We start from the raw sequence: 17,445 nt of genomic DNA on the forward strand, positions 1-17,445 counted from the left end.
GATGGCGCTGACGTGCCCTCAGGGGCACACGTCCCAGGACGCGGACTACTGCGACGTCTGCGGCGCGCGGATGGCCCCTGCCGACGCGGCGGCTCCCGGCGCGACTCCCGGGGAGGCCGCTCCCGGCGCGGCGGGCGGTTCCGGGGCTCCGGCGGCGTCCTGCGGCACCGAGCCGGGTCCGGGCGACGGCGGTTTCGGCGGGCAGGAGTGCCCGATCTGCCGGACGCCGCGGACCGGGCGGTTCTGCGAGGTGGACGGGCACGACTTCGAGTCGCCGCTGCCCGACCCCGTCGCCCCCGCGCTGTGGCAGGTCGTGGTCGGCGCCGACCGCTCCTACTTCGACGAGGTCATCGCCCTGAACGGGCCCGACGCCGGCGCCATGGTCTTCCCTCCCTACCGCCCCGAACGCGTCTACCCGCTGACCGGCACGCAGGTCCGCATCGGCCGCCGCAGCGTCACCCGCGGCACCAGGCCCGAGATCGACCTGGGCGAGCCGCCCGCCGACCCGGGGATCTCGCACCTGCACGCCGTCCTCATGGCCCAGCCGGGCGGCACGTGGGCGCTGGTGGACCCGGGATCGGCCAACGGCACCCGCGTCAACGGCAAGCCGCTCCAGGTCAACGTGGCGGTGCCGGTCGCCGAGGGCGACCGGATCCACCTCGGCGCGTGGACGGTCATCACGCTGCGCGGAGGCACGCCGTGATGTTCCTGGCGCGCCGTACCGTCCCCGGGCGCATCAAGGTGATCTCCGCGGTCACCGTCGCAACCCTCGCGCTGCTGTTCGCCACCCTCGCGTACGGCACCGCCGCCGCCCGCGAGGGGCTGCAGGTGATCGGGAACGACGCGGGGCCGCAGGTGGTGGCGACGGCCGGGCTCTACATGGGCCTGAGCGACATGGACGCCCAGGTGGCCGACGCCCTGCTGCTCGGCGACCGGCGCGAGGACGCGCTGGCGCGCTACGACCGGCGCAGGACAGAGGTCGGGGACGCGCTCCTCCAGGCGCACCGCCTGGCCGGCGCCGACCCGGCCGAACGGCGCACGATCGCCGCGGTGCTCGACGGTCTCGGCCGCTACGAACGCCTGGCCGCCGAGGCCCTGCTCCTGAGCTCCCTGCCCGCGACCGGCGACACAGCCCGGTCCGGCGGCACCGCGCAGGCAGACGGCACGGCGCAGACCGGCGGCACAGCCCAGTCCGGCGGCACGGCGCAGTCCGGCGGCACGGCGCAGGCAGGTGACCGGGCGTTGGAGGTCTACCGGCGGGCGACCGACCTCATGACGCGCGAGCTGCTCCCCCAGGCCTACAACCTCACCCTGGAGAGCGGCACGATCGTGCGGCACGCCTACGAGGACGGCCGCGCCACGGTGGTCACCGTCCGGGTGATCGCCCTGCTCAGCGGGGCGCTCGCGCTGGGCTGCCTGGTCTGGCTGCAGGTCTATCTGGCCCGCAGGTTCCGCCGGGTGCTCGGTCCGGCGCTGCTGGCCGCCACCCTGGCCACGGCGGCCTGCGCGATCGCGGGCGCGGTCGTGCTGGAGCAGGAGGCCGCCGCGCTGACCGCGGCCAAGCGCGACGGCTTCGACTCGGTATTGACCCTGGCCAGGGCCCGCGCGATCAGCAACAGCCTGCACGCCGACCAGAGCCGCTACCTGCTCGACAGCGTGCGCGCCGACACCTACCAGCACACCTTCTTCGACAAGTCGCAGTCGCTGGTCTACGTCGCCGCCGCCAACCTGCCCGCCTACCAGGGCGCGCTCGGCTCGCTCCACGACGGCCGCTTCCTCGGCATGTTGCGCGGCCACGACGTCACCGCCGCCTGGCAGCGCTTCCAGCAGGCGGACAGGGACCTGCGCGCCCGGTCCGGCGCGGCGGCGACGGCCGAGCTGACCGGACCCGTACGCGCCGCCTTCGACGCCTACGACGCCACGCTGGTACGGCTGGCCGACCGGCACAAGATCATCTTTGCCGAGGCGGTCGCGGACGGCGGGAACGGGGTGCGTGGGCTGCAGGCGCTCGTTCCAGCCGGGATCCTGGTCATCGCGGCGGGCGTGTTCGCAGGGGTGCGGCCGAGGCTGAAGGAGTACCGGTGAAGAAGGTGCGCATGCTGACCACCCGAATGCGGGCCAAGCGGATGCTGGCCGTTCTGGCGGGGGTCGCGGTGCTGGGGGCGGCGGGCGGGTGCGGCGCGGGCGCCGCGTCGTCCGTCGTCGGGAAGGAGCGCCTGGTCATCGGCGTCCGGCCCGACCTGCCGGCGATCGGGTTCAGGAAGGGGGACGGCCGGTTCGAGGGGTTCGACGTCGACGTGGCGGCCTACTTGGCGCGCAAGCTCGGCGCCACCCCCACGTTCGTGCCCGCGCTGGCCGCCGACAGGGAGCGACTGCTGCTCGAGGGGAAGGCCGACCTGGTGGTCGCCACCTTCTCCATCACCCAGGAGCGGAAGACGAGGGTGTCCTTCGCCGGCCCCTACCACCTGTCGTTCCAGGACATCCTGGTACGCGACGGGACCACGGGCATCGCGAACGTACGTGACCTGGCCGGGCGGAAGATCTGCGAGGTGCAGGGGTCGAACGCGGCCCAGCGGGTGATCGACGAGCGGCAGATCCCGGCCTCGGTGGTGCCCGCGTCGACCTACGACCAGTGCATGGCCATGCTGAAGTCCGGCCGGATCGACGCGATCACCACCAACGACGTGATCCTGGCGGGGCTGGCCGCACGGGAGGGCCGCGGCGTCCGGCTGGTGAACACGCAGTTCAACGAGCAGCGCACCGGCGTGGGCCTGCGCAAGGGCGATGTGGACGGCTGCGAGGCGGTCAACCGCGCGATCACCGACATGTACCAGGACGGCACTGCCGGGATGCTGCTGCGCAAGTGGTTCGGGACCTCGGGGCTGACGATCGGCACGGTGTCGGTGCCGCAGTTCGAGGGCTGTTCCTGACCGCCTGCCGTACCGGACGGGCGCGCGACGGAGCCCCGGGAGACGGCTCCCGGGGCTCGGCGACCAGGTGATTGCTAGTCGAGGTAGTCGCGCAGCATCTGGGCGCGGGTGGGGTGGCGCAGCTTGGCGAGCGTCTTGGACTCGATCTGGCGGATGCGCTCCCGCGTGACGCCGAACTCCCTGCCGACCTCCTCCAGCGTGCGCGGGTGCCCGTCGGCCAGCCCGAAGCGCAGCTGGATGATGCGCTGCTCCCGCTCGGACAGCGTGGCGAGGATGTCGTCGAGCTGGTCCTGCAGCATGATGAACGCGGCCGCCTCCATGGGCACCACCGCGTCGGCGTCCTCGATGAAGTCACCGAGGTCGGAGTCCTCCTCGCCGATCGGCGACTGCAGCGACACCGGCTCCTGCGCGATCCGCTGGATCTCCACGACGCGGTCGACCGGCAGGTCCATCTCCAGCGCGATCTCCTCGGGCGCGGGCTCCCGCCCCAGGTCCTGGTGGAGCTGGCGCTGCACCCTGACCAGTTTGTTGATCGTTTCCACCATGTGCACGGGAATTCGAATCGTGCGCGCCTGATCGGCAATGGCTCGGGTGATCGCCTGGCGAATCCACCACGTGGCATAGGTGGAGAACTTGTAACCCTTGGTGTAGTCGAATTTCTCGACCGCGCGGATGAGCCCGAGATTGCCCTCCTGGATCAGGTCGAGGAAGAGCATGCCGCGCCCGACATACCGTTTCGCTATGGAGACCACCAGCCTGAGGTTGGCCTCGATCAGCCGCTGCTTGGACCGCGTGCCCTGCCAGACCAGTTCCCTGAACTCGGGGTGGGCCAGGCGGGCGATCCCGCTGGCGAGCTTGTCCTCGGCGAACAGCCCTGCCTCGATGGATTTGGCGAGTTCGACCTCCTCTTCGGCGGTGAGCAGCGGGACCCGGCCGATCTCGCGCAGGTAGATGCGGACCAGATCACTGGTCGGCGCCCGCTTGCCTACGTCTTCCTCATCAGGACGGACGGTCTCGTCGTCGCCCTGCGGCTCGAGGACCTCCACCCCGTTCTCCGCGAGCATCCGCACGACGCGTTCCAGCGCGTCGGACGGCAGCTCGGAGCGGTCGAGCGCGGCGGCTACGTCATCGACGGTAACGCTTCCGCGCTCTCTTCCTTTCGCGACGAGGTCCGCCACCTGGTCTACCGATGGCGGCCCACTTGGCAGCACCGATGCACCCACGGGACACAGTCTGCAGTATTGCTTCCATAAAATGGCAGACCCATTTTTGTCACTCGAGGTAAGATCTGCATCATTACCAAATCGAGATCTTATTAATGTTTGGCCTGAGTTTGATCAGGAAAGAAAAGCCAATTACGCGATCAGGTTCGCAATGGAGGCGGCCGGCCGCGTCTGAACGCTGCCTCCTGCCCGCGTCGCGCCCCTGAGAGGCGACGCGGCCTCCCCGGCTTCTCCGCGAGACGGTGCGGCGTCCACGGCTCCACCGCGAGGCGGTCACCCGAGGAGCCGGCGCTCCCCACTCGACGACGGTCACCCGAGAAGTCGCCTCTCCCTCACCCGAGGACGGTCACCCGACGAGCCGCCTCTCCCTCACCCCGAGGATCCGGTCGAGGACGGCGCCGCGCAGGCCGGCTCAGAACCGCGTTGAGTTCGCCGTCGCGCGCGTGTCTTCGTGCGATCACACCGTCGGCGGCGCCATCTTCATCTCCACGGACGAAGCACGCCCGGGCCACCTGATGGAGGGTGGCGGAACCATTGGCCGAGTGCCCGGGAGGTTCGCACATGGGACTCTCCGAAATCACCCCCCAGCTTGTCGTGCCCGCACCGGTCCGAAGGACCGCGATCGTCACCGTCGGCCTGCTCATGGGCGTCTGGGTGATCGACTACGTCGACCGGGTGATGATGGCCGTCGCGCTGCCGTTCATCGGTGAGGAGTTCGCGCTCACCAGGACCGAGCAGGGCTGGCTGATCACCGTCTTCTCTCTGGTGTACCTGTTGTGCCAGCTGCCGGGCGGCATCCTGGCCGACCGGTTCGGCGCCCGCCGCCAGCTCATGGTGGCCCTGCTGCTCTGGTCGGTCTTCACCGCCCTCACCGGCGTCGCCTGGGGCCTGGCGTCGCTCCTGGTGATCCGTGCCCTCTTCGGCGTCAGCCAGGGGCTGTTCCCCAGCGCCTCCTTCAAGGCCGTCGCGGAACGCACCACGCCCGCCGTACGCGCCACGGCCGCCGGGGCCATGCTGGCCGCCAACCCGCTCGGCGCCGGCATCGCCCCGCTCATCGTCGCGCCGCTCATCCTCGTCATGGGCTGGCGGCACACCTTCTGGGTCACGGCCGTCGCCGGCGTCGTCATCGGGATGCTGCTCTGGACGCTGCTGCCCAAGCCGCTGCCCGCCCACCTCAACGGCTCCGACGCCGTTCAGGACAGGGGGCTCGGCCTCGGCGCCGTCGTCCGGTCGGCCTCGGTCTGGAAGTTCGCCGCCCTCTTCTGCGCCACCAACATGCTGGGCTACGGCATGATCACCTGGGTGCCCAGCTACCTGCTGGAGGAACGCGGCATCTCCCTCGTCAGCACCGGCGTCATGGCGGCCATCCCCGCCCTGGTCTCGTGCGCGACCACCTTCCTCGGCGGCTGGCTGTTCGACCGTTTCTTCCACGACCGGGCCAGGCTCTACGTCATCCCCCTGCTGCTGGTCACCGCCGTCCTCCTGGTGCTCATGCTGATGGCCGACTCCGCCGTCGGGTTCACCGTCTACCAGACCCTCGCCATGGGTGTGGCAGGCCTTTCCTCGATGGGCATCCTCGGCATGCCCGTCCGCGTCCTGCCGCCCGCCGTCATCGGATCCGGCCTGGCCGTCGTCAACGTCGGCGGCCAGATCGCCGGCGTCATCGCCCCTGTCCTCATGGGCTTCCTGGCCGACGCGTTCTCCTACACCGCGGCGTTCGGCCTGCTCATCGCCACCACCGTGCTCGGCGCGCTGATCGCCTTCATCGTGCCCCAGCGCCCCGAGCAGTTCACCCTCGGCACGAAGGAGCCCGCATGACGACATACGATCTGGTCCTCGCCCGCGGCCGGGTCATCGACCCCGAGAGCGGCCTGGACGCCGTACGCGACGTCGGCGTCACCGGCGGCGTCATCCGGGCGGTCTCCGGGGAGCCGCTCCACGGCGCCACCGTCGTCGACGCGACCGGCCTGGTGGTCAGCCCCGGCTTCATCGACCTGCACAGCCACAGCACCGACATCGCCGGCCACCGTCTGCAGGCCCTCGACGGCGTCACCACCGTCCTGGAACTCGAAGCCGGCGCCTACCCCGTGGCCGCCGCCTACCGCAGGGCCGAGGCCGAGGGCAGGCCGCTCAACTACGGCTTCGCCACCTCCTGGGCCGTGGCCCGCATGGCCGTCCTGCTCGGCCTGGAAACCGGCGGCGACCTGGACGACTTCGTCGCCAACATCGGCCGGGAGGAGTGGCAGCGGGCCGCGCCGCGGCAGACGATCGACCGCGTCATCGGCATGCTGGAGCGCGACCTCGGCGACGGAGCGCTCGGCATCGGCATCCTCGTCGGCTACGCGCCCCGCGTCGACCCCGCCGAATACCTCGCCGTGGCCGCGCTCGCCGCCCGCGCCGGGCTCCCCACCTACACCCACGCCCGCGAGCTGGTCGAGATGGACCCCACCACCCCCGTCGACGGGGCCGAGGAGGTCGTCCGCGCCGCCGCCACGACCGGCGCGCACATGCACTACTGCCACGTCAACAGCACCTCCATCCGCCACGTCGACCGCGTGCTCGGCCTGGTGGAGAAGGTCCGCGCCGAAGGCTCGCGCGTCACCACCGAGGCCTACCCGTACGGCGCGGGCATGACCGGCATCGGGGCGGCCTTCCTCGCCCCCGAACTCCTCCACCGGCGCGGTCTCACACCGCACTCGATCGGCCTGCTCGGCGCCGAGGGCCGCATCCCCGACGCCGACACCCTGCGCCGGATCCGCGAGACCCGGCCCGGCTCGGCCGCCTTCGTCCACCTGCTCGACGAGGACGACCCCGCCCAGTTCGACTACATCCAGCGCGCCCTCACCTTCACCGACGCCGCCGTCGCCACCGACGCCGTCCCCCTGCTGTGGCGCTCGGGCGTGCCCGACCCCCTGTCCTGGCCGCTAGCGCGCGACGCCGTCACCCACCCGCGCACGGCCGGCACCTACGGCAGGACGCTGCGCAGACTCGTCCGGGAGAGCGGCGTCCTGTCGCTGCCCGAGGCCGTGCGCAGGTGCACCCTCGTCCCCGCCGACGTCGTCGGCTCGGGCGTGCCCGCCATGCGCCGCAAGGGCCGCGTCCAGGTGGGTTGCGACGCCGACCTGACGGTCTTCGACCCTGCCGCCGTCACCGACCACGCCACCTACACCGCCACGACCGCGACCTCGACCGGGTTCGCCCATGTCATCGTGGGCGGAAGGTTCGTGGTCCTGGACGGTCACCTGCTGCCGACCGCCCTGCCCGGACGCCCGGTCAGAGCCTGACACCCGGTCAGCCGGACCCGGTCGCGGCGCCCGCCCCAGCCGGGCGCGCTCAGCCGGGCCCGGTCAGCCGGTCTAGCCGCCTACCGGGTTCTCCCTGAGGGCCTTGCGCTGCCGTTCGAGCCCCAGCAGCTCGCCGAACAGCCGCCGGTGCTCCTCGGGCTCCTCGACCGGGTTGAGCCGCTGCAGGCGCGACTTCACCTGGGCGATGGCCCGGTCGACCGCGATGCCCTCGACGGCGGCCAGCAGTTCGGTGCCGTAGCGCTGCTCGACCTCGGCGTCGGCCCTGATGGCCTCGACGGCGAACCTGGTGATCAGCCCGCGCACCGCCTCGTCCGGCGCGTGCTCCAGCAGCCGGTCGACCCATTCCCTGCCGCCGGCGCCTCCGGCCGCCGCGCCACCGGCCGCCGCGACGACGGCGTGGAGCGCGACGTGGTCGGGCGTGGTGAACGCCTCGGCGCCGAGCGCGTCGAAGCGCGGCCCGACCAGGGCGGGCCGCTGCACGGCCAGCTTGAGCAGCTCGCCCTCGACCCGCACGTGCGGCTCGACGACGGCGATCTTGGGGGCGCGCTGCTGTCTGGCCACCTGCGCCCCGCCGACCTCGGCGATGCGCTCGATGACGAAGCGCTCGTCCATGAAGCCGAGCCACCTGTCGAGGTCGATGGCGTAGCGCTTGCGCAGCCCGGTGTCCTTGATGCCCGCCACGATCGGCGCGGCCGCGTCGAGCGCGGCGATCTTGCCCTCGTTGGTGCGCAGGTCGTAGCGGGAGATCGTGCTGCGGATCGCGAACTGGAACAGCGGCTCCCTGCTGGCCACCAGGTCGCGCACGGCCGCGTCGCCCTGCTTGACCCGCAGGTCGCACGGGTCGAGCCCGTCGGCCTGCACGGCGACGTAGGTCTGGGTGACGAACTTCTGCTCGTCGGCGAAGGCCCGCAGCGCCGCCTTCTGGCCCGCCGCGTCGCCGTCGAAGGTGAAGATCACCTCGCCGGTGGCCGAGGACTGGTCGAGCAGGAACCGGCGCAGGATCTTGATGTGCTCCTCGCCGAAGGAGGTGCCGCAGGTCGCCACCGCGGTCGGCACCCCGGCCAGATGGCAGGCCATCACGTCGGTGTAGCCCTCGACGATCACCGCCTGGGAGCGCTTGGAGATCTCCCGCTTGGCCAGGTCGATGCCGTAGAGGACCTGCGACTTCTTGTAGAGGGGCGACTCGGGGGTGTTGAGGTACTTGGGGCCGTCGTCGCTGTCGAGGAGCTTGCGCGCGCCGAACCCGATGACGTCGCCCGTGGCCTCGCGGATGGGCCAGATGAGCCGCCCGCGGAAGCGGTCCATCGGGCCGCGCCTGCCCTCCTTGGCCAGGCCACCCTTGACGATCTCCGCCGCGGTGAACCCCCTGCCGAGCAGGTGACGGGTCAGCGCCTCCCACTCGTTGGGCGCGTAGCCGACGCCGAACAGCTCGGCGTCGGCCCGCTCGAAGCCCCGCTCGGACAGGAACCGGCGCCCGGGCGCCGCCTCCGGCGAGAAGAGCCGCTCGACGTAGAACTCGGCGGCGGCCTTGTGCGCCTCGATCAGCCGGGCCCGCTCCCCCTGGTCGCGCTTGGGGACGTAGCCGCCCTGCTCGTACTGCAGCTGCACGCCGGCCCGCTGCGCCAGCCGCTCGACCGCCTCGTGGAAGGACAGGTGCTCGATCTTCTCGACGAACGTGATGACGTCGCCGCCCTCGCCGCAGCCGAAGCAGAAGTACATCCCCCGCTCGGGGGTGACGTTGAAGGACGGGCTCTTCTCGTCGTGGAAGGGGCACAGGCCCTTGAGATTGCCGCCGCCCGCGTTGCGGAGCTGGATGTGCTCCCCGATCACGTCGGCGATCGGGGAACGCTCGCGCACCAGCGCGATGTCGACGTCACGGATCCGGCCTGCCACGCGGCGAGTCTAATGGCGCGCTCCGACACTTTCGGCCCCGGCGCGGATGCTCGTCCCGTCCGGCACGGGAGCCCGTGGCGGAGATCCTGCGCGGCGTCGCCTGCCGTACGGGGCCGCTGGACGGATAACGGCAAACCGGTCGTGGTCACGGGCCGGGTCCGTTACAAAGGTAAAGGTTGTCGTTCGATACTGTGACACAGGTGGAGATCATGCGTTCGGGGCCTCTCAGTGCGGTGGTGGTCGGCGTCCTGCTGACCGGAGGATGCGCGCACGCCACCGGCGTCGCGGGCGTCAGCATGAAGGCCCCCGCCGAGGCCGTGGCGGCGACGCCGGTCCCCTCGGCCGGCCCCGGCACCGACGAGCAGGCCGGCGTCCAGCGGCCCGCGGCCGAGGCTCCGGTGCAGGTGCCGCCGCCGCAGGTGTCGAAGTACACCTACGCCTTCCCGGTCAAGGGCTGCAAGACCAGCTACCAGCGCAAGCTGCTCATCCTGCCCAAGACGACGATCTGGGCGGCCAAGGGCTGCGCGTTCGTCGCGCCCGTCGACGGCGTGGTCGACGAGATCAACACCGGCAACCGCTGGTCGCCCTCCACCGACCGCGGCCCCGACCGCGAGGGCAGGTTCGTCTCGATCATCGGCGAGGACGGCGTCCGCTACCTCGGCGGCCACCTCGACGCCGTCGTCCCGGACCTCAAGCCGGGCTCGAAGGTGAAGGCCGGGCAGAAGATCGGCACGATCGGCAACTCGGGCAACGCCCGCGACACCGCGCCCAACCTCTACTTCGCGATCTCGTGGAAGACCGGCCCGGCCTACTGGTGGGTGCGCCGCGGCATGGTCGAGCCGTGGGACTACCTGGACGCCTGGGACAAGGGCAACCGCACGCTCTCCCCGAAGGAGGAGACCTTCAGGCTGCGCGGCGAGGTCGGCGAGACGCCCGCCTGCACGACGCTGTGCGCCGGCAGGTCGACGCCCCAGCAGGAGCCGGAGAAGGAGGAGCAGAAGCGGCCGCGCAAGAAGAAGCCGGCCACGCCGACGCCCACTCCGACGCCGTCGCTCAACGACACCTCGACGCTCTGACGGTTCCCCCTGCCTGGCGGGCGTCAGGGCGTCGGCCCGCGTTCCGGCAGCGGGCCGCCGGAGCGGATGAGGTTCTGGATGTCGCCGACGACGTCCCAGATGTTGACGTTCATCCCCGCGATGACCGTGCCCTGGCGCAGCCAGTAGGCGATGAACTCCAGGTCCTTGCCCTTGATGAACACCTCGTCGTAGCCCCGGGTGTCGCCGGAGAACTCCATGCCGATCTCGAACTGGTCGGTGTAGAAGTACGGCACGCGGTCGTAGACGACGTCCTGGCCGAGCATCGACCTGGCCGCGGCCGGCCCGCCGTTGAGCGCGTTGGCCCAGTGCTCCACCCGGATCCACCTGTCGTAGAGCGGGTTGTAGGACTCGGCGACGTCCCCCGCCGCGTGGACGTCGGGGTGCGAGGTCCGCAGGGCGGCGTCGGTGACGATGCCCTCGCGCACCTCGAGCCCCGCCCTGCGGGCCAGCTCGACGTCGGGCGCGGCGCCGATGCCGGCGAGCACCAGGTCGGCGGTCAGCACCTCGCCCGTGCCGAGCCGTACGCCGTCGTCGGTCACCTCGTCGGCGGCGACGCCGAGGCGCAGGTCGACGCCGTGGCGGCGATGGACGTCGGCGAAGACCTTGCCGACCTCGGGCCCCACCACCCTGAACAGCGGGGTGGGTTCCGGCTCGACGACGGTGACCTCGCAGCCCGCCGCGCGGGCCGCCGCCGCGGTCTCCAGCCCGATCCAGCCGGCGCCGATGATCAGGACCTTGCCGCCGCGGGCGAAACGCTCCTTGAGCGCCTCGCTGTCGCCGACGGTCCGCAGGTAGCGCACGGGTCCCGCGCCCGGCAGGCGGCGCGGGCGGGCGCCGGTGGCGATGAGCAGCTTGTCGTACGGCCGGCGGGCGCCGTCGGCGAGCGTGACCTGGTGGCCGTCGAGGTCGATCTCCGTGACGGCGGTGCCCAGCAGCAGGTCGACCGCGTTGTCGGCGTACCACTCCGGCGGGTGGACGAAGATCTTCTCTCGCTCGCTCTTGTCTTGGAGGTAGCTCTTGGACAGCGGCGGCCGCTCGTAGGGTCGCTCGTTCTCGGCTCCGATGAGCATGACCTCGCCGTCGAAGCCCTCTTCCCGCAGCGTCTGCGCCGCCTTGGCCCCTGCGAGCCCGGCGCCGACGATCACAAAGGTTGCCATGTTCTGGAGTATCGTCCTTCGGCGCCGTCATCGCAGGTCCGACGCTCGCACCCGGCCCCGGCGAATCGCGCGGGGCGGGTCAGCCGGACAGGCGGCGGTGCCAGGCGACGGCGGAGGTGTCGGTGAGGGAGGCGATCTGGTCGATCACCACGCGCACCCGTGCCGCGTCGTCCTTCGCCTCGACGAACGCGGGCCGGAACGCCGGTTCGAGCGTGTGCGGCGCGCCCAGCGTGATCAGGGAGGCCAGCTCGGAGATCAGCTCCCGCTGCCGCGCCTGGTTGGCGTGGTGGTCCTCCGTCGTCATCACGTAGTGCGCGGTCACTCCCTTGAGCAGCGCGCACTCCAGCCGCGTGGCCCGCGGCACCACCAGGTCGGCGCGGTGGCGGTAGCCGAAGGCCTCCTTGGTCGCGGCCTGCGCCGACCGGCAGAACCGTCCGATCAGGCCGCTGGTCAGCGCCTTGAGCCCGGCCAGGTCGGCCAGTGTGCCCGCGAAGCGGCGCGGCCACAGCGGGGCGGCCAGCAGCCGGTCGAAGGCCGCCTCCAGCTCGGCGCCGGTGGCGTCGGGGACGTACCAGAGGCGGGTCAGCTCGCAGACGGCCTCGCGCTCGGCCCGTGACCTGAGCGCCTCGGGGGTGGCGTGGCCCGAGTGGAGGGCGTCCTCCAGGTCGTGCACCGAGTAGGCGACGTCGTCGGCCCAGTCCATGATCTGCGCCTCGAAGCTCACCCTCCGGGCGGGCGCGCCGTCCCTGATCCACTCGAAGACCGGCAGGTCGTCGTCGTAGACGCCGAACTTGCCGCCCCGGCCGCGCGGCCACGGGTACTTGACCGCGGCGTCCAGGGAGGCGCGGGTCAGGTTGAGCCCGGCGCTGCGGCCGTCCTCCGTCAGCACCTTGGGCTCGAGCCTGGTCAGCAGGCGCAGGCTCTGCGCGTTGCCCTCGAAGCCGCCGCAGGTGGCGGCCAGTTCGTCGAGCGCGGCCTCACCGTTGTGGCCGAAGGGCGGGTGACCGAGGTCGTGGGCCAGGCAGGCCGTCTCCACCAGGTCGGGGTCGACGCCGAGCGCGGCGCCCATCTCCCTGCCGACCTGGGCGCATTCGAGCGAGTGGGTGAGCCTGGTGCGCGGGATGTGCTGGCCGACGCCGAGCGTCTCACCGGGGCCCACCACCTGCGTCTTGGCCGCGAGCCTGCGCAGGGCCGAGCTGTGCAGGACCCTGGCCCGGTCGCGCGCGAACGCGCCCCGATCGGGGTCGCCGGGCGGCTCCGGTACCCATCGCTCCTGGTCGTGGTCGGTGTATTGGCCCATAAGTGCTGTGAGTTTACCCATCGGGGCCGGGTGGAGCCGTGGTGGACCGGGTCCGGCACCGCCTCGTGGCGAGTCAGTTTTTCGGTAAGGTCCCGTCAGAATCCGGTTTATGGCCCTATAAGGTCATCCGCGTGACCACCGCGTTCCGTGCCGTGCTGGCCTTCACCCTGCTGGCCGGCTTCTACGTGCTCGTCGGCCTCGTCCTGGCCGCTGCCGTCTTCTTCGACGTCTACCTCTTCCTCGACTTCCACGCCGCCGGACTGAAGATCGCGATCGTGCTGACCCTGGCGGCGGGGGCGCTGGTGCGGGCGCTGTGGATGGTCAGCCGCAGGAAGCAGGGCGAGCAGCCGGGGGTGGCCGTCACCCGCGAGCAGGAGCCGGAGCTGTGGCGGACGGTCGAGGAGCTCGCGCAGCGGGTCAAGACGGCGCCGCCGGACGAGATCAGGCTGGTCGGCGAGGTCAACGCCGCCGTCGCCGAGGACACCCGGCTGCTCGGCCTGGCGGCCACCAGGCGGCGCATGTACATCGGGCTGCCGCTGCTGCAGTCGCTGACGGTCGACGAGACGCGGGCCGTGCTCGGGCACGAGCTCGGCCACTACAGCGGCGCGCACACCCGCCTCGGCGCGCCCGTCTACCGGGGCAGGGTCGCGCTGGTCGCCACCGTGCAGGGACTCGGCAACCACCCCTTCGTGCAGCGGCTCTTCGCCTACTACGCCAAGCTCTACCTGCGCGTCTCCCAGGCGGTCTCGCGGCGCCAGGAGCTCGAGGCCGACTCGTTCGCCGTAGCGATCGCGGGCAGGGCGGCCATGGCGGGCGCGCTGCGGAAGATCCACACCGCGGCGCAGGCGTGGGAGCTGTTCATGGAGCGCTACATGGGGATGGCCGGCCTGGCGGGCAACCGGCCCTCGTCGGTGTTCGGCGGCTTCCGCGCCCTCATGGGCGATCCGGTACGGCAGGCGGAGCTGGCCAGGCTCGCCGCGGAGCCGGAGGAGATCTCCCCCTACGACTCGCACCCGAGCCTCGCCGAGCGGCTGGCCGCGATCGAGCGGCTGCCCGAGCCCGCGCACGTCCCCGACCCGCGCCCGGCCACCACGCTGCTGCGGGACGCGACGGTGGCGGCCCAGGCGGTCGAGCAGTCGTTCTGGACCCAGGAGGCGCTGACCACCCTGCGCCCGGTCTCGTGGGAGGACCTGGTCGCCTCCGGCATGTACGCGGCGCGCAACGAGGAGGCGCTGCGCGACCTGGCGGTGGCCGGGCAGCGGGTCATGGGGGCGGGCGTGCCGTACCTCGACGCGGCCTTCGAGGCGGTGGCGCGCGGGCAGCACGCGGCGCTGGAGGCCGAGCTGCGGCAGCTCGGCTGGAACGACTCCGGCTCGCTGCTCGCGGGTGTCCTCGGGCAGGCGCTGGAGGCGACGCTCATCCAGCACGGGCAGGCCCGCTGGACGCTGTCGTGGTCGGGCCCGGCCAGGCTGCTGTTCGAGGACGGCGAGGAGGTCCTGGTGGCGGAGTACGCCGCCCAGGTGGTCGCCGACCCCTCGGGCGTGCCCGGCATGCGGTCGTGGCTGGCGGGGCTGGGTGTGAAGCCCGACTTCGTCCCCGCCTGAGAAGGCGGCCGCCGGACCCTCGCGGTCCGGTCCCCGCGCGAAAGGGCGGGCCGCCGGACCCTCGCGATCCGGCGGCCCGGTGACTCAGCGGGTGTCGGAGGTGTCGACGGTCAGGGCGGCGCGGCCCGCCTCCAGGCGCGCCACGGGGATGCGGAACGGCGAGCAGGACACGTAGTCGAGCCCCACCTCGTGGCAGAAGTGGACGGAGTCGGGGTCGCCGCCGTGCTCGCCGCAGATGCCGAGCTTGAGATCAGCCCTGGTCCCCCTGCCCTCCCCCGCCGCGATCCTGACGAGGCGGCCGACGCCGTCCCTGTCGAGGGTCTCGAACGGCGAGACGCCGAAGATGCCCATCTCCAGGTAGCGGGAGAAGAACGCGGCCTCGACGTCGTCGCGGGAGAAGCCCCACGTCATCTGGGTCAGGTCGTTGGTGCCGAAGGAGAAGAACTGCGCGGCCTCGGCGACCTGGCCCGCGGTGAGCGCGGCCCGCGGCGTCTCGATCATGGTGCCGATGAGCGCGTCGACGCCCGTCTCCCTCAGGATGGCGAGGGCCTCCTCGCGGACGGCCTCCAGCTCCTGCACCGCCGCCACCAGCGGGATCATGATCTCCGGCTTGGCGCCCGGCACCGCGCGAGCCGCCTCGGCGATCGCCCTGACCTGCATGGCGAACAGGCCGGGGATGACCAGGCCGAGCCGTACGCCGCGCAGGCCGAGCATCGGGTTCTGCTCGTGCAGGCGCTTGACGGCGGCCAGCAGCGTGCGGTCCTTGTCGCCGGCGTCGCCGGTGGCCACCTTGACCGACAGCTCCACGAGGTCGGGCAGGAACTCGTGCAGCGGCGGGTCGATGAGGCGGATGGTGACCGGCCGGCCGTCCATGGCCTCGAAGATGCCGGTGAAGTCGGCCCGCTGGAGCGGCTCGAGGGCGTCCAGCGCGGCCTGGCGCTCCTCGTCGGAGGTGGCGAGGACCAGGTCCTCGACCAGCTGCCTGCGGTCGCCGAGGAACATGTGCTCGGTACGGCACAGCCCGATGCCCTCGGCCCCGAACCGCACGGCGCGGGCGGAGTCCTCGGGGGTGTCGGCGTTGGCCCGCACGCCGAGCCGCCGTACCGAGTCGGCGTGCCGCATGATCCGGTCGACCGCGCGGACCAGCTCGTCGTCCGGCCGGCTGCCCTCGAAGTACTCCACCACGGCCGAGTCGACCACCGGCACCTCGCCGAGGAAGACCTCGCCCGTGCTGCCGTCGATGGAGATGACGTCGCCCTCGTCGACCGTGATGCCGCCGGGGGCGGTGAAGCGGCGCTCGCTCGTGGCGACCTCGAGCTCCTCGGCGCCGCACACGCAGGTCTTGCCCATGCCGCGGGCGACCACGGCGGCGTGCGAGGTCTTACCGCCGCGTGAGGTGAGCACGCCCTGGGCGGCGATCATGCCAGCCAGGTCGTCGGGGTTGGTCTCGCGACGGACCAGGATCACCTGCTCGCCGGCGGCGGCCAGCTCGACGGCCCGCTCGGAGGAGAAGACGGCCTTGCCGACGGCCGCGCCGGGCGAGGCGTTCATGCCCTTGGTGATGAGCGCGCGCTCGCCGTCGGCGGCGAACCTGGGGAACATCAGCTGGGCGAGCTGGTCGCCGCTGACCCTGGTGACGGCCTCGTCGAGGGTGATGAGGCCCTGGTCGACGAGCTGCGTCGCAATGCGGAAGGCCGCGGCCGCGGTCCGCTTGCCCACGCGGGTCTGCAGCATCCAGAGCTTGCCGCGCTCGATGGTGAACTCGATGTCGCACAGGTCGCGGTAGTGGTTCTCGAGCTTCTCCATGATCTGCAGCAGCTCGTCGTAGGAGTGCTTGTCGATGCGCTCGAGCTCCTGCAGCGGGATGGTGTTGCGGATGCCGGCGACGACGTCCTCGCCCTGGGCGTTCTGCAGGTAGTCGCCGTAGATGCCCTGGTGTCCCGAGCCTGGGTCGCGGGTGAAGGCCACACCGGTGCCGGAGTCCTCGCCGAGGTTGCCGAAGACCATGGCCACGATGTTGACCGCGGTGCCGAGGTCGGCGGGGATGCGTTCCTGGCGGCGGTAGAGGATGGCGCGGGGAGCGTTCCACGAGTCGAAGACGGCCATGACGGCCAGCCGCATCTGCTCGCGCGGGTCGGCGGGGAAGTCCCTGTCCGTCTGCTCGCGCACGATGCCCTTGTACGTCTCGACCAGGCCCTGCAGCTCCTCGGCGGACAGGTCGGTGTCCTGGCGGGCGCCCTTGAGCGACTCCAGGGCGTGCTCGAACAGCTCACCGTCGATGCCCAGCACGGTCTTGCCGAACATCTGGATGAGCCTGCGGTAGGAGTCCCAGGCGAAGCGGTCGTTGCCGCCCGCCTGCTTGGCCAGGCCGTGGACGGATTCGTCGTTGAGCCCGATGTTGAGGACCGTCTCCATCATGCCCGGCATCGAGAACTTGGCCCCCGACCGCACGCTGATGAGCAGCGGGTCGTCGGCCTGCCCGAGCTTCTTGCCCATGGCCGACTCCAGCGCCTTCAGATGCTCGGCGACCTCAGCCTCGAGGCCGTCGGGTACCGCGCCCTCCGCCAGGTAGTGGCGGCACGCCTCAGAGGTGATCGTGAATCCGGGGGGAACGGGCAGCCCGAGATTCGTCATCTCGGCCAGATTGGCGCCCTTTCCGCCGAGAAGATCCTTGAGATCCTTGTTGCCCTCGGTGAAGTCGTAAACGTACTTGGCCACCACAACTCCTTTGCGAACGCCTCCGTTCCGGACTCTACCGATAAAGAACAGCACGAAACTGCACTCAACGGTTAAATCCCCGTTTCTCCAGCTCAGAAGGTATACACCGGTCTAATCCACTGGAAATTTATTGGTTTATACCAATTGGTGTAAACCAATTCTTTGACCGCACTTGGCAGACACGGCAACGGCGCCGGAGGAAACCTCCGGCGCCGTTC

At 71.5% G+C, this 17,445-nt stretch carries 12 protein-coding genes; 7 read left to right on the forward strand and 5 right to left on the reverse strand.

The window, feature by feature from the left end; all coding sequences use genetic code 11:
• The first annotated feature begins 1 nt into the window (after window position 1).
• The 3 genes from ABZX22_RS06310 to ABZX22_RS06320 are packed head-to-tail and all read left to right on the forward strand — an operon-like array spanning window position 2 to window position 2,930.
• Window positions 2-703 (forward strand): FHA domain-containing protein, encoded by a 702-nt coding sequence (locus ABZX22_RS06310; protein ID WP_354906527.1) that lies wholly within the window; start codon window positions 2-4, stop codon window positions 701-703.
• Entirely contained in the window at window positions 703-2,085 is a 1,383-nt protein-coding gene (locus tag ABZX22_RS06315; RefSeq protein WP_354906838.1) for a hypothetical protein, read from the forward strand. The genes ABZX22_RS06310 and ABZX22_RS06315 overlap by 1 nt, the downstream gene beginning before the upstream one ends.
• On the forward strand, window positions 2,082-2,930 hold the full coding sequence (locus tag ABZX22_RS06320) for a transporter substrate-binding domain-containing protein (protein ID WP_354906528.1): 849 nt from the start codon (window positions 2,082-2,084) through the stop codon (window positions 2,928-2,930). Before ABZX22_RS06315 ends, ABZX22_RS06320 begins: the two co-directional genes overlap by 4 nt.
• A gap of 74 nt (window positions 2,931-3,004) precedes the next feature.
• Here ABZX22_RS06320 and rpoD read toward each other — a convergent pair whose 3' ends face one another.
• On the reverse strand, window positions 3,005-4,108 hold the full coding sequence (gene rpoD, locus ABZX22_RS06325) for an RNA polymerase sigma factor RpoD (protein WP_354906529.1): 1,104 nt from the start codon (window positions 4,106-4,108) through the stop codon (window positions 3,005-3,007).
• A gap of 606 nt (window positions 4,109-4,714) precedes the next feature.
• On the opposite strand from rpoD, the gene ABZX22_RS06330 reads away from it, so the two are divergent.
• Both ABZX22_RS06330 and ABZX22_RS06335 read left to right on the forward strand, forming a co-directional pair.
• On the forward strand, window positions 4,715-5,971 hold the full coding sequence (locus tag ABZX22_RS06330; protein WP_354906530.1) for an MFS transporter: 1,257 nt from the start codon (window positions 4,715-4,717) through the stop codon (window positions 5,969-5,971).
• Entirely contained in the window at window positions 5,968-7,437 is a 1,470-nt protein-coding gene (locus ABZX22_RS06335; protein WP_354906531.1) for an amidohydrolase family protein, read from the forward strand. Before ABZX22_RS06330 ends, ABZX22_RS06335 begins: the two co-directional genes overlap by 4 nt.
• A 72-nt stretch (window positions 7,438-7,509) precedes the next feature.
• On the opposite strand, the gene dnaG is transcribed toward ABZX22_RS06335, so the two are convergent.
• Complete coding sequence (gene dnaG, locus ABZX22_RS06340) at window positions 7,510-9,351, reverse strand: DNA primase (RefSeq protein ID WP_354906532.1); 1,842 nt, start codon at window positions 9,349-9,351, stop codon at window positions 7,510-7,512.
• A gap of 209 nt (window positions 9,352-9,560) precedes the next feature.
• Here dnaG and ABZX22_RS06345 point away from each other — a divergent pair, with 209 nt between their 5' ends.
• A complete protein-coding gene (locus ABZX22_RS06345; protein WP_354906533.1) occupies window positions 9,561-10,427 on the forward strand; it encodes a M23 family metallopeptidase in 867 nt (288 codons plus the stop codon).
• A gap of 23 nt (window positions 10,428-10,450) precedes the next feature.
• Here the strand turns inward: ABZX22_RS06345 and ABZX22_RS06350 are convergent, their stop codons facing one another.
• On the reverse strand, window positions 10,451-11,605 hold the full coding sequence (locus tag ABZX22_RS06350; protein ID WP_354906534.1) for an FAD-dependent oxidoreductase: 1,155 nt from the start codon (window positions 11,603-11,605) through the stop codon (window positions 10,451-10,453).
• Window positions 11,606-11,684: 79 nt separating this feature from the next.
• Window positions 11,685-12,905: a deoxyguanosinetriphosphate triphosphohydrolase gene (locus ABZX22_RS06355; RefSeq protein WP_354906535.1), complete on the reverse strand. Its 1,221-nt coding sequence runs from the start codon at window positions 12,903-12,905 to the stop codon at window positions 11,685-11,687.
• A gap of 131 nt (window positions 12,906-13,036) precedes the next feature.
• Between ABZX22_RS06355 and ABZX22_RS06360 the strand changes: the two genes are divergently transcribed.
• Window positions 13,037-14,509 carry a M48 family metallopeptidase gene (locus ABZX22_RS06360; protein WP_354906536.1) on the forward strand — a complete coding sequence of 491 codons (1,473 nt, stop codon included), beginning with the start codon at window positions 13,037-13,039 and terminating at the stop codon, window positions 14,507-14,509.
• Window positions 14,510-14,593: 84 nt separating this feature from the next.
• On the opposite strand, the gene ppdK is transcribed toward ABZX22_RS06360, so the two are convergent.
• Window positions 14,594-17,227 (reverse strand): pyruvate, phosphate dikinase, encoded by a 2,634-nt coding sequence (gene ppdK / locus ABZX22_RS06365; protein ID WP_354906537.1) that lies wholly within the window; start codon window positions 17,225-17,227, stop codon window positions 14,594-14,596.
• Between the last annotated feature and the right edge of the window lie 218 nt (window positions 17,228-17,445).

Source organism: Nonomuraea sp. NPDC003804, from assembly GCF_040610675.1.
Lineage (GTDB): Bacteria > Actinomycetota > Actinomycetes > Streptosporangiales > Streptosporangiaceae > Nonomuraea.